The sequence below is a fragment of the Pseudomonas sp. DrBHI1 genome (assembly GCF_002205115.1).
Taxonomy (GTDB): domain Bacteria; phylum Pseudomonadota; class Gammaproteobacteria; order Pseudomonadales; family Pseudomonadaceae; genus Aquipseudomonas; species Aquipseudomonas mosselii.
In genome coordinates this window covers 1-11,813 of the sequence record NZ_NIBE01000010.1, presented here as the reverse complement: position 1 = coordinate 11,813, position 11,813 = coordinate 1, and the positions used below count along the sequence as shown (strand labels likewise).

At 66.3% G+C, this 11,813-nt stretch carries 13 protein-coding genes; 8 read left to right on the top strand and 5 right to left on the bottom strand.

From position 1 onward, the window contains the following. Together CC207_RS01715 and CC207_RS01710 are read right to left on the bottom strand one after the other, a co-directional pair. Positions 1–233 (bottom strand): DUF4880 domain-containing protein (locus tag CC207_RS01715; protein WP_143496045.1); only part of this gene is annotated, 233 nt, incomplete at its 3' end. Continuing rightward, positions 230–724: a sigma-70 family RNA polymerase sigma factor gene (locus CC207_RS01710; RefSeq protein ID WP_028689537.1), complete on the bottom strand. Its 495-nt coding sequence runs from the start codon at positions 722–724 to the stop codon at positions 230–232. The genes CC207_RS01715 and CC207_RS01710, both read right to left, overlap by 4 nt. Positions 725–903: 179 nt before the next feature. Here CC207_RS01710 and CC207_RS01705 point away from each other — a divergent pair, with 179 nt between their 5' ends. The 7 genes from CC207_RS01705 (at position 904) to CC207_RS01675 (ending at position 7,662) form a co-directional block, all read left to right on the top strand. Further along, positions 904–1,209, top strand: coding sequence for a DUF3649 domain-containing protein (locus CC207_RS01705; protein ID WP_028689538.1), 306 nt, complete (start codon positions 904–906; stop codon positions 1,207–1,209). Next, the gene (locus CC207_RS01700; RefSeq protein WP_028689539.1) at positions 1,206–2,768 is read left to right on the top strand and encodes a PepSY domain-containing protein; all 1,563 of its coding nucleotides are present in this window, start codon (positions 1,206–1,208) and stop codon (positions 2,766–2,768) included. The genes CC207_RS01705 and CC207_RS01700 overlap by 4 nt, the downstream gene beginning before the upstream one ends. After that, positions 2,768–3,094 (top strand): DUF3325 domain-containing protein, encoded by a 327-nt coding sequence (locus CC207_RS01695; protein WP_062364604.1) that lies wholly within the window; start codon positions 2,768–2,770, stop codon positions 3,092–3,094. The genes CC207_RS01700 and CC207_RS01695 overlap by 1 nt, the downstream gene beginning before the upstream one ends. 4 nt (positions 3,095–3,098) lie before the next feature. Beyond that, the gene (locus CC207_RS01690; RefSeq protein WP_028689541.1) at positions 3,099–3,650 is read left to right on the top strand and encodes an RNA polymerase sigma factor; all 552 of its coding nucleotides are present in this window, start codon (positions 3,099–3,101) and stop codon (positions 3,648–3,650) included. Continuing rightward, complete coding sequence (locus tag CC207_RS01685) at positions 3,647–4,618, top strand: FecR family protein (RefSeq protein WP_028689542.1); 972 nt, start codon at positions 3,647–3,649, stop codon at positions 4,616–4,618. The genes CC207_RS01690 and CC207_RS01685 overlap by 4 nt, the downstream gene beginning before the upstream one ends. A 154-nt stretch (positions 4,619–4,772) precedes the next feature. After that, positions 4,773–7,175, top strand: a complete 2,403-nt coding sequence (locus CC207_RS01680) for a TonB-dependent receptor (protein WP_088851480.1) — start codon at positions 4,773–4,775, stop codon at positions 7,173–7,175. An 85-nt stretch (positions 7,176–7,260) separates the two neighbouring features. After that, positions 7,261–7,662, top strand: coding sequence for a nuclear transport factor 2 family protein (locus CC207_RS01675; RefSeq protein ID WP_028689544.1), 402 nt, complete (start codon positions 7,261–7,263; stop codon positions 7,660–7,662). A gap of 6 nt (positions 7,663–7,668) precedes the next feature. Here CC207_RS01675 and CC207_RS01670 read toward each other — a convergent pair whose 3' ends face one another. Further along, entirely contained in the window at positions 7,669–8,544 is an 876-nt protein-coding gene (locus CC207_RS01670; protein ID WP_088851478.1) for a helix-turn-helix domain-containing protein, read from the bottom strand. A gap of 222 nt (positions 8,545–8,766) precedes the next feature. On the opposite strand from CC207_RS01670, the gene CC207_RS01665 reads away from it, so the two are divergent. Next, positions 8,767–9,669 (top strand): DMT family transporter, encoded by a 903-nt coding sequence (locus CC207_RS01665; RefSeq protein WP_028689546.1) that lies wholly within the window; start codon positions 8,767–8,769, stop codon positions 9,667–9,669. Between the two features lie 54 nt (positions 9,670–9,723). Here the strand turns inward: CC207_RS01665 and CC207_RS01660 are convergent, their stop codons facing one another. Further along, entirely contained in the window at positions 9,724–10,698 is a 975-nt protein-coding gene (locus tag CC207_RS01660) for a D-glycerate dehydrogenase (RefSeq protein WP_088851477.1), read from the bottom strand. A 225-nt stretch (positions 10,699–10,923) separates the two neighbouring features. Continuing rightward, on the bottom strand, positions 10,924–11,813 hold an 890-nt coding region (locus CC207_RS01655), incomplete at its 5' end, for a LysR family transcriptional regulator (RefSeq protein ID WP_088851476.1).

The following is an 11,813-nucleotide window of genomic DNA, read 5'->3' as shown; positions in this document are numbered from 1 at the left end:
GCGCGGCGCCGGGCCGGTGAGGGCGGTGCCTGCAGGGTGGCGTGGACCACCGGGGCGGCGACGCCGCGCAGGCGCTGGTTGACCTGCTGGATATGGGCCCAGGCCCGTTGGTGTTCGCTGTCGGCCTGCAGCCAGCGCTCCAGGGCGTGGTGCTGGTCGAAACCTTCGCTCTGCGACTCGATCAGCCAATGCACCGCCTGTTCGGCGATCTGCGAGGAAAAGACTGCGTTCACAGGGCGAAGTAGCAGCGCAGGGCTGCCTTGTGCAGGTAGCGCTTGACCGTCGCCAGGGAAATGCCCAGCTCGCGGGCGATCTCGCCCTGGCTCAGGCCATCGACCTGGGCCAGCAGGAAGGCGCGTTTGACCAGCGGCGGCAGGCTATCGAGCAGGCGGTCGAGCTCGAGCAGCGTGTCCAGGATGAGGGCTTTGTCTTCCTCGCTGGGCGCCACCTGCTCGGGCTGCTGGGCCAGGGCCTGGAGGTAGGCGCGTTCCAGTTCCTGGCGGCGGAAGTGGTTGCACAGCACGCGCTTGGCCACGGTGGTGAGGAAGGCCCGGGGCTCGATGAGCTGCGGCGCCTCGCGGGCCTGGAGCAGGCGCAGGTAGGTGTCCTGGGCCAGGTCGGCGGCGCTCTGCGGGCAGCCCAGGCGTCGTCGCAGCCAGCCGGTCAGCCAACTGTGATGGGCGTGGTAGAGACCTTCGACGGTGGAAGAGAGGGCACTGGACACCGATACGACTCCGGCGCCAGAAGGCGCAACTGGAAGTAAGAATTGTTCGCATTGTATTCATGCCGCCGGTGTTCGGCAATCGCTGCCGCCGCAAGGCATGCGTACCGCTGGTGCCTGCATGCTTTGCTTATGAGAATTGAAATCATTAGTATTGCACTCCCAATCCCCGGACCCTCGCCATGAAGAGCAAAGCCGCCGGCCTTCCCCTGAGCTACCGCCTGGCCGTGACCTCACGCAGTCTGGCCGCGCTGCTGGGTGGCTACCTGCTGGCGTCGATGGCCAGTGTCTGCATCACCCTGCTTGCGCCGATGACCCAGGCCGACGCGACGATGACCGGGATGATGCTGTCGTTCGTCTTCTACCTGATCGCCTTCATCGGGTGCTTTGCCTGCCGCAGCGCCTGGCGCGCCTGGCTGGGCGTGCTGCTGCCAAGCCTGGCCCTGGGGCTGATCAACGTGCTGGCCTACTGGATGAACCTGCCATGAAAGAAGGCTTCCGCCAGGCCATGGCCTGGCTGCACACCTGGACCGGCCTGATCTTCGGCTGGCTGCTGTTCGCCATCTTCCTTACCGGAACGCTGTCGTACTTCAAGGAGGAGATCAGCCACTGGACCCAGCCCGAGGTGCAGAGCCATCCGCTCGACCCGGTACGCAGCCTCGGCCTGGCCCAGCGTTACCTGGAAACCCATGCCGGTCACGCCAGCACCTGGTTCATCCGCCTGCCCAGCGAGCGCGAGGCGGCGCTGAGTGTCAGCTGGCGCGACCCGAACGGCGGTGGGCGCCGGGGTTTCACCGACAAGGAACTCGACGCCCGCACCGGCGAGGCGGTCGAGGCCCGTGACAGCCGTGGCGGCGAGTTCTTCTACCGCTTCCACTTCCAGCTGCAGATGCCCCACCCCTGGGGCCGCTGGCTGTCGACCTTCTGCGCCTTCATCATGCTGCTGGGGCTGGTCACCGGGATCATCACCCACAAGAAGATCTTCAAGGAGTTCTTCACCTTCCGCCCGGGCAAGGGCCAGCGTTCCTGGCTCGATGGCCACAACGCCATCGGCGTGCTGGTGCTGCCGTTCCACCTGATGATCAGCTATAGCAGCCTGGTGATCTTCATGTACATGGTCATGCCGGCCAGTATCCTGGCCAGCTATGGCGACAGCAGTGGCTACTTCAACGATGTGTTCGGCCGCGACGAGGTGCCCGAGGCGGTGGCCCAGGCCGCGCCGCTGGCGCCGTTGACCGAACTGTACGCCAAGGTCCAGGAACAGGCGCCGGGCGCGCGCATGGGCTACATCCAGGTGCACAACCCAGGCGACCGCAACGCCCGGGTCACCTTCACCCGCGCCTCGGCCGACAGCGTCGCCTACCAGCGCAGCGCCACCTGGACCTTCGATGGCGTCAGTGGCGAGCTGCTGCGACGCGGCGCGCCGGAAAGCGTGGCGATGACCACCTCCTTTACCTTTGTCGGCCTGCACATGGGCAACTTCGCCGGGCCCTGGCTGCGCTGGTTGTACTTCGCCTTCGGCTTGGCCGGCACGGCGGTGATCGGCACGGGCCTGGTGATGTGGCTGGGCAAGCGCCAGCTCAAGCATGCCAAGAGCGAGCGCATGCCCGGCGAGCTGCGCCTGGTCGAAGTGCTGAACATCGCCAGCATGAGCGGCCTGTTGCTGGGCGTGGCGGCGTTCTTCTGGGCCAATCGGTTGCTACCAACGACGCTGGACGGCCGGTCCGATTGGGAGATCAATGCTTTCTTCCTGGCCTGGGGCGCGTCTTTGCTCCACGCCATATTGCGCAGCGGGCGCCGTGCCTGGGGCGAACAACTGACGTTGGGAGCGCTGGCGTTCGCCTTGCTACCGCTGCTCAACGCGTTGACCACTGACAAGGGGTTGGATCACTCCATCGCCGCGGGTGACTGGGCGATGGCCGGTTTCGACCTGACGGCCCTGGCCACCGGCGTGTTCCTGGCCTGGGCTGCCGGCAAGATGCTGCGTGCGCCCAAGCCGGTCGCCAAGCGTGCGCGACGTACCGCCACGACCGTGGAGGCGAGCTGATGCTGGGGGTCGCGCTGATGGGCTTCGCCGGTTTCGCCGGCCTGTGCCTGGCCATGGAAAAACACTTCAACGACCTGCTCGGGCGCAAACCCACGGGCCGGCAACTGCGAGCCTTGAAGCTCGCGGGCTGGGCCTTGCTGTTGCTGTCGTTGATCTTCGCCGTGCTCGGGCGCGGCTGGGCCCTGGGCCTGGTGGAGTGGATCGCCGTGCTGATGGCCGGCGTGACCCTGTGGGTGTTCGGCCTGCCTTACCAGCCGCGCCTGCTGCTCGGGGCGGCGTTCGCCAGTCTGGTGCTCGGGCCGCTGTTGGCCGTGCAGGCGGTCTAGGTCCTTGAGCGACTCCGAAGCCGGCGGCGGTCGGGCGCGTTTTCTCCAGGTGTTCCTGGCCCAGCGCGCGCGCATGGAAGCGCTGGTCAGCCGGCGCGTCGGCTGCCGCGCCACGGCGTCGGACCTGGTCCAGGACCTGTTCCTGCGTTTCTGGCGGCGCCCCGAGGTGAAGGTCGAGGCGCTCGACACCTACCTGCTGCGCAGCGCCAGCAACCTGGCCATCGATTACCTGCGCAGCGAAGGCAGCCGCGACCGCGCCGCCGAAGGCCTGCACGACCTCGACGAGCCGCAGGGCAGCCAGCTCCCCGAGCAGGCCCTGGAGGTCGACCACGACCTGCAGCGTATCGAGGCGGCCCTGCGGGCGTTGCCCGAACGCACCCGGCAGATCTTCCTGCTCAACCGCATCCATGGCTGTACCTACGGCGAGATCGCCAAGGCCATGCAGTTGTCCCAGAGCGCGGTGGAAAAGCATATGATGCGCGCCCTCGAAGCGTGCAAGGCGAGCGTCGCCGAACCCGCGTCCCCACTGCGCCGGCCAGGGAGCGCCCGTCGATGAGTCTTGAACAGCCGATCACTGCCGCACAGTCCCAGGCCGCCCTGCGCTGGCTCGGGCGCATCCAGCAGCAGCCGGCGCAGGCCGAGGGCGCGGCGTTCAAGCGCTGGCTGCTGGAGAGCCCGGCCCATCGCCAGGCCTACGCCGAGGCCCAGGCGCTGTGGCGCTTGAGCGAGGCGCCGGCGGCGCGGCTGGCGGCCGAGGAGCAAACGAGTCTGCAACAGTACCTCGACGCCATGCGCCGGCCCGCGCGCAAGCGGCCTTGGCGCGGCCTGGCGGTGGCGGCAAGCCTTGTGCTGGCGCTCGGCTACGCGGCGGGCTGGCAGCCGCAGTTCTGGCTGCAGGACCTGCGTGCCGACTACTCCAGCGGCGCGCAAGTGCGCCAGGTGACCCTGGCCGACCGTTCGCGCCTCACCCTGGATGCCGGCACGGCCGTGGCGGTGGATTTCGCCCAGGGCGAGCGGCGCGTGCGCTTGCTGCGCGGCGCCGCGTTCTTCGAGGTGACCCATACTGGCGAGCCATTCCTGGTGGATGCCCAAGGCGGGGAGGTGCGGGTGCTGGGAACCCAGTTCGAGGTGCGCGAGCAGGGCGAGGGTGCCCAGGTGACCGTGCGCAGCGGGCGGGTGGCGGTGGCGGCGGCCGAAGGACAGGTTGCCCGCGAGCTGACGGCCAATCAGCAACTGGCCTATGCCGGCGGCGTGGCCGGTGGGATCGAGGCGGTGGACAGCGACAGCCGATTGGCCTGGCGCCAGGGCTGGCTGAACTATTACCAGGTGCCGTTGGCGCAGGTGATCGAGGACCTTGGGCGTTACTATCCCGGGCGGATCTTGTTGCTCGACGGGGAGCTGGGGCAGCGTAGGGTCAGTGGTAGTTTTCCAGTGGCGCAGCCGCTCGCCGCACTGGATTCGCTGGGCAAGGTGATGGGCTTCTCACGGCAGACGGTGCTGGGTCGGCTGACCGTCTTGCGTTGACCTGTTCCGACGCCATCGCGGGCTCGCCCCGCGATAGCGTCGGTGACGCAAAATTTTTTCGATCAGGTGATGAGGTATCCCCCCACGGCATCCGTGTAGTGAGTGGAAGTGCGATTCATTCGCAAACGATCATCCCTCTCACAGGTCCGCGTCCATGAAGTTCACCCCGCGTTGCGTCCCGCTCTGGTTCGGCCTCTGCTCCCTGCCCGCTATCGCCATCGTGCCCCAGGCCCTGGCCGCGCAGCAGAGCCAGGTCTACAGCTTCGCCCAGCCAAGCCAGCCGCTGGCCCAGGCACTCAACGCCTTCAGCCGCGCCACCGGGCAGAGCGTGGTCTACACCCTGGCCCTGCCGGATGTGCAGGCCCCGGCACTCAACGGCACCTTCGACGCCGACCAGGCGCTGCAGCAGTTGCTCGGCAACTCGGGCCTGGCCTGGCGCCGCCTCGACGCCCGCACCCTGACCCTGGAGCCGGTCGACAGCTCCGGCGCGCTGACCCTGCAGGCCACCACCATCAACTCGCAACTGGACGACTACAGCTACCAGCCGCCGGCCAGTGCCACGATCATGCGCGGCCAAGGCGCGACGCTGGACATCCCCCAGGCCGTCAACGTGGTCCCGGCCCAGGTGATCCGCGATCAGGCGCCGCGCAACCTGGATGATGCGCTGTACAACGTCAGTGGCATCACCCAGGGCAACAATTTCGGTGGCACCGCCGACACCGTGATGAAGCGCGGCTTCGGCGACAACCGCGATGGCTCGATCATGCGCGACGGCATGCCGATCGTGCAGGGCCGCGCCCTCAACGCCAGCACCGAGCGGGTCGAGGTGCTCAAGGGGCCGGCCTCGCTGCTGTATGGCATCCAGGACCCGGGCGGAGTGATCAATGTGGTCAGCAAGCGCCCGCAACTCCAGCAGTACAACGCCCTGACCCTGCGCGGCTCGACCTATGGCAGCGGCAAGAACGGCAGCGGCGGCGGCCTGGACAGCACCGGGGCGCTGGGTGACAGCAACCTGGCCTACCGTCTGATCGTCGATCACGAGGACGAAGACTACTGGCGCAACTACGGCGTGCACCGCGAGTCGCTGGTGGCCCCGTCGCTGGCCTGGTATGGCGAGGACACCCAGGTGGTGCTGGCCTATGAGCACCGCGAGTTTCTCTACCCGTTCGACCGCGGCACCGCCTTCGGCAGCGACGGCCACCCGTTGAACATTCCCGCCACCCGCCGCCTCGACGAGCCGTTCAACGACATGGAGGGCCGCTCCGACCTGTACCGCCTGGAGGTCGATCATCGCCTGGACGACGACTGGAAGCTGCACTTCGGCTACAGCTTCAACCGCGAGACCTACGACGCCAGCCAGGTCCGCGTGACCGGCGTGGATGAAAGCAAGGGCACGCTGTCGCGCAGCATCGACGGCACCCAGGGCGCCCTGAGCCGTGATCAGTTCGCCACCCTCAGCCTCAACGGCAGCGTCGAGCTGGCGGGCATGCGTCACGACCTGGTGGTCGGTGTCGATCACGAGGACCGCAAGGTCTACCGCGCCGACCTGATCCGCCAGACCAGCCGCTCGAGCTTCAGCTACCTGAATCCGGTCTATGGCCGCGAAGTGCAAGGCACCAACGTGCGCGCCAGCGACAGCGACCAGACCGACAAGCTGCGCACCGACTCGCTGTTCCTGCAGGACGCCTGGCACCTGGACGAGCACTGGATCCTGGTCGCCGGCGGGCGCTTCCAGCAGTACGACCAGTACGCCGGTCGCGGCCGGCCGTTCAACGTCAACACCGACACCAGCGACCAGACCTGGGTGCCCCATGCCGGCGTGGTGTACAAGGTTGATGACCAGCTGTCGTTCTATGGCAGCTACAGCGAGTCGTTCAAGCCCAATTCGACCATCGCCCCGCTGAGCCTCGGCGGTAGTCGCACCCTGACCCTGGACTCAGGTATAGCGCCGGAGGAGGGCAAGTCGTGGGAACTGGGGGCCAAGCTCGATGTGCCGGGGGCGTTGACCGGTACCCTGGCGTTGTTCGACATCACCAAGCGTAACGTGCTAGTCGCCGACGGCGACACCCTGTCGGGCACTATTCTCTACAGCAACGCAGGCGAAGTGCGCTCGCGGGGCGTCGAGCTGGACCTGACCGGACAGCTCAGCGAGCGCTGGAGCTTGATCGGCGCCTACGCCTTCACCGACGCCGAGGTGACCAAGGATCCGCAGCTCAAGGGCAATCGACTGCAGAACGTCGCCCGGCATAGTGGTTCGCTGTCGGCGGTGTATGACTATGGCAGCCTGTTCGGCGGTGATCGCCTGAGACTTGGGGCCGGTGCGCGCTATGTGGGGGAGCGTGCGGGGAACGCCACCAATGACTTCGATTTGCCGGCTTATACCGTGGCGGATGCCTTTGCCAGCTACGAAACAAAATGGGACGAGCACAAGGTGCGGTTGCAGTTGAACGTGAAGAACCTGTTCGACAAGGTGTATTACAGCTCGGCGGTGAATCGGTACTTCGTTGCGGTGGGGGATGCGCGGCAGGTAAGTCTGTCGAGTACCTTCGAGTTCTGAACGTCAGGACTGTCATTTTTACCAGTAGACGCCTGCCTGGGCCGATTCGAAGATGGCAACCACGGATGCTCAGGAGGCCAACTACATGAAGAAGCCAAACCCATGCCCCAAGGCGATCAGTCGTTATGTGAAGGGCTGGACGCGGCGCGATGCCGAGCTCCTGGCAAGCGCTTTTTCGCGCAAGGGTATTTATGTCGACTCGCCCCACCCAATGCTCGATCGCAAGTCACTGCCCGCGTTCCTGCGCAATGTGTCCTGGCGAAACTTTCCTGACATGACGTTCGACACGCTGGGTATCTACGGTGACGGTCAACGTTTTACCTGGGAGTGGGTGATGCACGTGACGGGTAGCGGGGTCATTGCCGGTTCGGAAAACAAGAAGATCGCGGTGCCCGGGGTCGACCTTCTCGAGATGAAAGGCAACAAGATCAGGCGAGCGATGACTTACTTTGATCGCAAGGCACTGTGGGACGCTGTGCTCAGCTGATCGTGCTCATCCGCGCAAGGCCTGGCGATAGGCACCTGGCGTCGCCCCAAGTGCCTGCCTGAATCGATTGCTGAAATGGCTGGCACTGGCGAAGCCGCAAAGCAGCGCCACTTCACCCAAGGGCTGCGTACCCTCTCGCAGCAACTGGCAGGCACGGTACAGGCGTCGGGCCAGCAGGTACTGATGCGGCGGCAGACCGAAGCTTGCCCGGAACATCCGCGCGAAGTGGTATTCGGACAGGTTGCAGCGCAGCGCCAGCTCACCCAGCGTCAGCGGCTGGTCGAGGCTGGCCTCGATATAGTCCGCCAGTTGCCGGCGCTGGTGCGGTGCCAGCCCGCCCTTGAGTTTCAGCCCCTGGCGCAGGCCGACCTGGTTGAGCACGGCGTGGTCGATGATGTCGTGGGCCAGGCTGCTGGCCAGCAGGCGTTCGCCGGGCTCGGCCCAGTCCAGGCCGATCAGCTCGCGAAAGCGTCGGGCCTGCTGCGGGTCGTCGAGGAAGGTCGCCTCGCGCAGTTGCATCTCCCGGGGCTCGCGGTCCAGCAGGCGGGTGCAGCCGAGGGCGAACTGTTCCTCGCTGATGTACAGGTGGGCCAGGCGGATCGAGCCGTTGATTATCCAGTTCGACTCATGGCCGGCGGGCATCACGCACAGCTTGTCCGGCGCGCCGCGATCGCCAGGGCGCTGGCGGCGGAAGGTGCCGGTGCCGTCGGCGATGTAGCACGACAGCGTGTGGTGGCTGGGCGCCTGGTAGTCGCGGGCATCGTCGCGGTTGCTCCACAAGGCCGCCGCCAGCCCGTCGCCCAGGTGCGCGCTCAGCTCCAGCCGGGCGTGGGGCGAGGCGTTCAGGACGTTGAAGACCTGCAGGTGATCGAGTGGGGGCATGGGCGGTTCCTCTGCTGGCCATCGTACTGCGCTGGCGTCGGGATGGCAGCTAGCAGGGGAGGAAAAGCGCAAGTTTATGCAAGCGCCGAACAGCAATGGCGCAAGAAACTGGGCTTATGGGGTTTTCATCGCGGGGCAAGCCCGCTCCCACCGAGGTCGCATGCGCCCTGTGGGAGCGGGCTTGCCCCGCGATAGGCCTGATACCTGTCGAGGGAGTCCATCATGAACCTGTCGCTCTACCTGCTCACCGTCCTGATCTGGGGCACCACCTGGATCGCCTTGAAACTGCAGTTGGGCGAGGTCGCCATCCCGGTGTCGATCGTCTACCGCTTCGCCCTGGCCGGGCTGATCCTGTTCGCCTTCCTGCTGCTCACCCGCCGCCTGCAACCGATGAACCGGCGTGGTCACCTGGTGTGCCTGGCCCAGGGCTTGTGCCTGTTCTGCGTCAACTTCATGTGCTTCCTAACTGCCAGCCAGTGGGTCGCCACCGGCCTGATCGCCGTGGTGTTCTCTACCGCCACGTTGTGGAACGCCATCAACGCGCGGATCTTCTTCGGCCAGAAGATCGCCGCCAATGTGCTCGGTGGCGGAGCCCTGGGCCTGCTCGGCCTGGGCCTGCTGTTCTGGCCGGAGCTCTCGCACCACGCTGCCAGCCGCGAGACCTTGTATGGCCTGGGGCTGGGCCTGCTCGGCACACTGTGCTTCTCGGCCGGCAACATGCTCTCCAGCGTGCAGCAGAAGGCCGGGCTCAAGCCCATGACCACCAATGCCTGGGGCATGCTCTATGGCGCCTCGATGCTGGCGGCGTACTGCCTGGTCAAGGGCATTCCCTTCGATATGGAATGGAACGCCCGCTACATCGGCTCGCTGCTGTACCTGGTGATCCCGGGTTCGGTGATCGCCTTCACCGCCTACCTGACCCTGGTCGGACGCATGGGGCCGGAGCGGGCAGCCTATTGCACCGTACTGTTCCCGCTGGTGGCGTTGAATGTGTCGGCATTCGCCGAGGGCTACCAATGGACGGCGCCGGCGTTGCTCGGGCTGGTGGCGGTGATGGCGGGGAATGTGCTGGTGTTTCGTAAACCGAAGTCCAAGCCAGTCGAAGGGATGCTGGCCGTCAAGTAACCACGGCCCTGTCGCGGAGCCCCGCGACAGGGCCGGTACGTCGGGCTGAACGTATCAGCCCTTCCACACCTGGGGATTCACAAGGTCCCGCGGCCGCTCGCCCAGCAGCGCCGCCCGCAGGTTGTCCAGCGCCCGGTTGGCCATGGCCTCACGGGTCTCGGCGGTGGCTGAGCCGATGTGCGGCAGGGTCAGGGCGTTGGGCAGCTTGAACAGCGGCGAGTCGCCTAGCGGTTCCTTCTCGTACACATCGAGCCCGGCACCGCGGATCGTGCCGTTCTGCAGGGCCTCGACCAGCGCCGCCTCGTCCACTATAGGTCCGCGGGCAATATTGATCAGGAACGCGTTGGGCTTCATCAGTTGCAGCTCGCGGGCGCCGATCAGCTTGCGGGTGGCCTCGGACAGCGGTACCACCAGGCAGACGAAATCGGCTTCGCCCAGCAGTGCCTCCAGGCTGCGGAACTGCGCGCCCAGTTCCTGTTCCAGCGCGGTCTTGCGGCTGTTGCCGGTGTACAGCACCTGCATGTTGAAACCGAAGCGGCCACGGCGGGCGATGGCCGCGCCGATGTTGCCCATGCCGACGATACCCAGTGTCTTGCCGTGCACATCACAGCCGAACTGCGCCGGCCCCACGGTAGCCTGCCAGTGGCCGGCCTTGGTCCAGGCGTCCAGTTCGGCGGTGCGCCGGGCACAGCCCATGATCAGGGCGAAGCCCAGGTCGGCGGTGCTTTCGGTGAGCACGTCGGGGGTGTTGGTCAGGGCGATGCCGCGCTCGTTGAAGTAGTCCAGGTCGTAGTTGTCGTAGCCGACCGAGACGCTGGACACCACCTCCAGCTTGCCCGCACCTTCGAGCTGCGCGCGGCCGAGCTTGCGGCCGACGCCGATCAGGCCGTGTGCCTCGGGCAGGGCTTCGTTGAACTGGGCACTGATGTCGCCGAGTTTCGGATTCGGCACGATCACGTTGAAGTCTTGTTGCAGGCGCTCGGCCATGGCCGGGGTAATGCGGCTGAAGGCCAGGACGGTCTTTTTCATCGGACTGCTTCTCTGCAAGGCGTGAGGTGGAATCGGGCAGAAGAGCGGGGCCGCTGTGCGGCCCTTTCGCGACGCAAGGCCGCTCCTACAGGTACCGCGTGATCCTGTGGAGCGGCCTTGTGTCGCGATGGAGGGCGAAGCCCTCCCATGGTCCTGTCTGCCAGACGCTGGAATCAATGGTTAGCAACCTACCATTGTCTCCACCCCCAATGCAGCCGCTTTTTTTTAGTTGGCGATCAGCAGCTCATGGGTCTTCAGGTCGGCCTCATGGGCGGCAAGGATCTCCGGCAGCGAATTGCGCAGGTACTCGACCCAGGTCTTGATCTTGGCATCCAGGTACTGGCGCGACGGGTAGATCGCGTACAGGTTCAGTTCCTGCAGGCGGTATTCCGGCATGATCCGCACCAGGCTGCCATCGCGCAGGCCGTCGATGGCCGAGTAGATCGGCAGCACGCCCACGCCCATGCCGCTGCGGATCGCGGTCTTCATCGCGTCCGCTGAGTTGACCTGGAACGGCGAGGTGGTGATGTTGACCATCTCCTGGCCTTCCGGCCCGTCGAACAGCCACTTCTCCAGCGGGATCACCGGGCTGACCATGCGCAGGCAGGCATGCTTGAGCAGGTCGGCCGGCTTGTGCGCGCTGCCGTGGCGGGCCACGTACTCGGGCGAGGCGCAGACGATGCTGTAGGTGATGCCCAGGCGCTGCGAGACGAAGCCCGAGTCCGGCAGCTCGCTGGCCAGCACGATGGACACGTCGTAGCCCTCGTCCAGCAGGTCGGGCACGCGGTTGGCCATGGTCAGGTCGAAGGTGACGTCCGGGTGCGACTCGCGGTAGCGGGCGATGGCATCGACCACGAAGTGCTGGCCGACGCCGGTCATCGAATGCACCTTCAGTTGCCCGGCAGGGCGAGCGTGGGCGTCGCTGGCCTCGGCCTCGGCTTCTTCCACGTAGGTAAGAATCTGTTCGCAGCGCATCAGGTAGCGCTTGCCGGCCTCGGTCAGCGCGATGCGCCGGGTGGTGCGGTTGAGCAGGCGGGTTTGCAGATGGGCTTCCAGGTTGGAGACCGCCCGCGACACGTTCGCGGTGGTCGTATCCAGTTGCGCCGCGGCAGCGG

Coding starts and splice junctions, on each gene's coding strand:
- CC207_RS01705 (WP_028689538.1), top strand. CDS start 904: ATGAAGAGCAAAGCCGCCGGCCTTCCCCTGAGCTACCGCCTGGCCGTG.
- CC207_RS01675 (WP_028689544.1), top strand. CDS start 7,261: ATGAAGAAGCCAAACCCATGCCCCAAGGCGATCAGTCGTTATGTGAAG.
- CC207_RS01685 (WP_028689542.1), top strand. CDS start 3,647: ATGAGTCTTGAACAGCCGATCACTGCCGCACAGTCCCAGGCCGCCCTG.
- CC207_RS01680 (WP_088851480.1), top strand. CDS start 4,773: ATGAAGTTCACCCCGCGTTGCGTCCCGCTCTGGTTCGGCCTCTGCTCC.
- CC207_RS01695 (WP_062364604.1), top strand. CDS start 2,768: ATGCTGGGGGTCGCGCTGATGGGCTTCGCCGGTTTCGCCGGCCTGTGC.
- CC207_RS01670 (WP_088851478.1), bottom strand. CDS start 8,544: ATGCCCCCACTCGATCACCTGCAGGTCTTCAACGTCCTGAACGCCTCG.
- CC207_RS01700 (WP_028689539.1), top strand. CDS start 1,206: ATGAAAGAAGGCTTCCGCCAGGCCATGGCCTGGCTGCACACCTGGACC.
- CC207_RS01665 (WP_028689546.1), top strand. CDS start 8,767: ATGAACCTGTCGCTCTACCTGCTCACCGTCCTGATCTGGGGCACCACC.
- CC207_RS01660 (WP_088851477.1), bottom strand. CDS start 10,698: ATGAAAAAGACCGTCCTGGCCTTCAGCCGCATTACCCCGGCCATGGCC.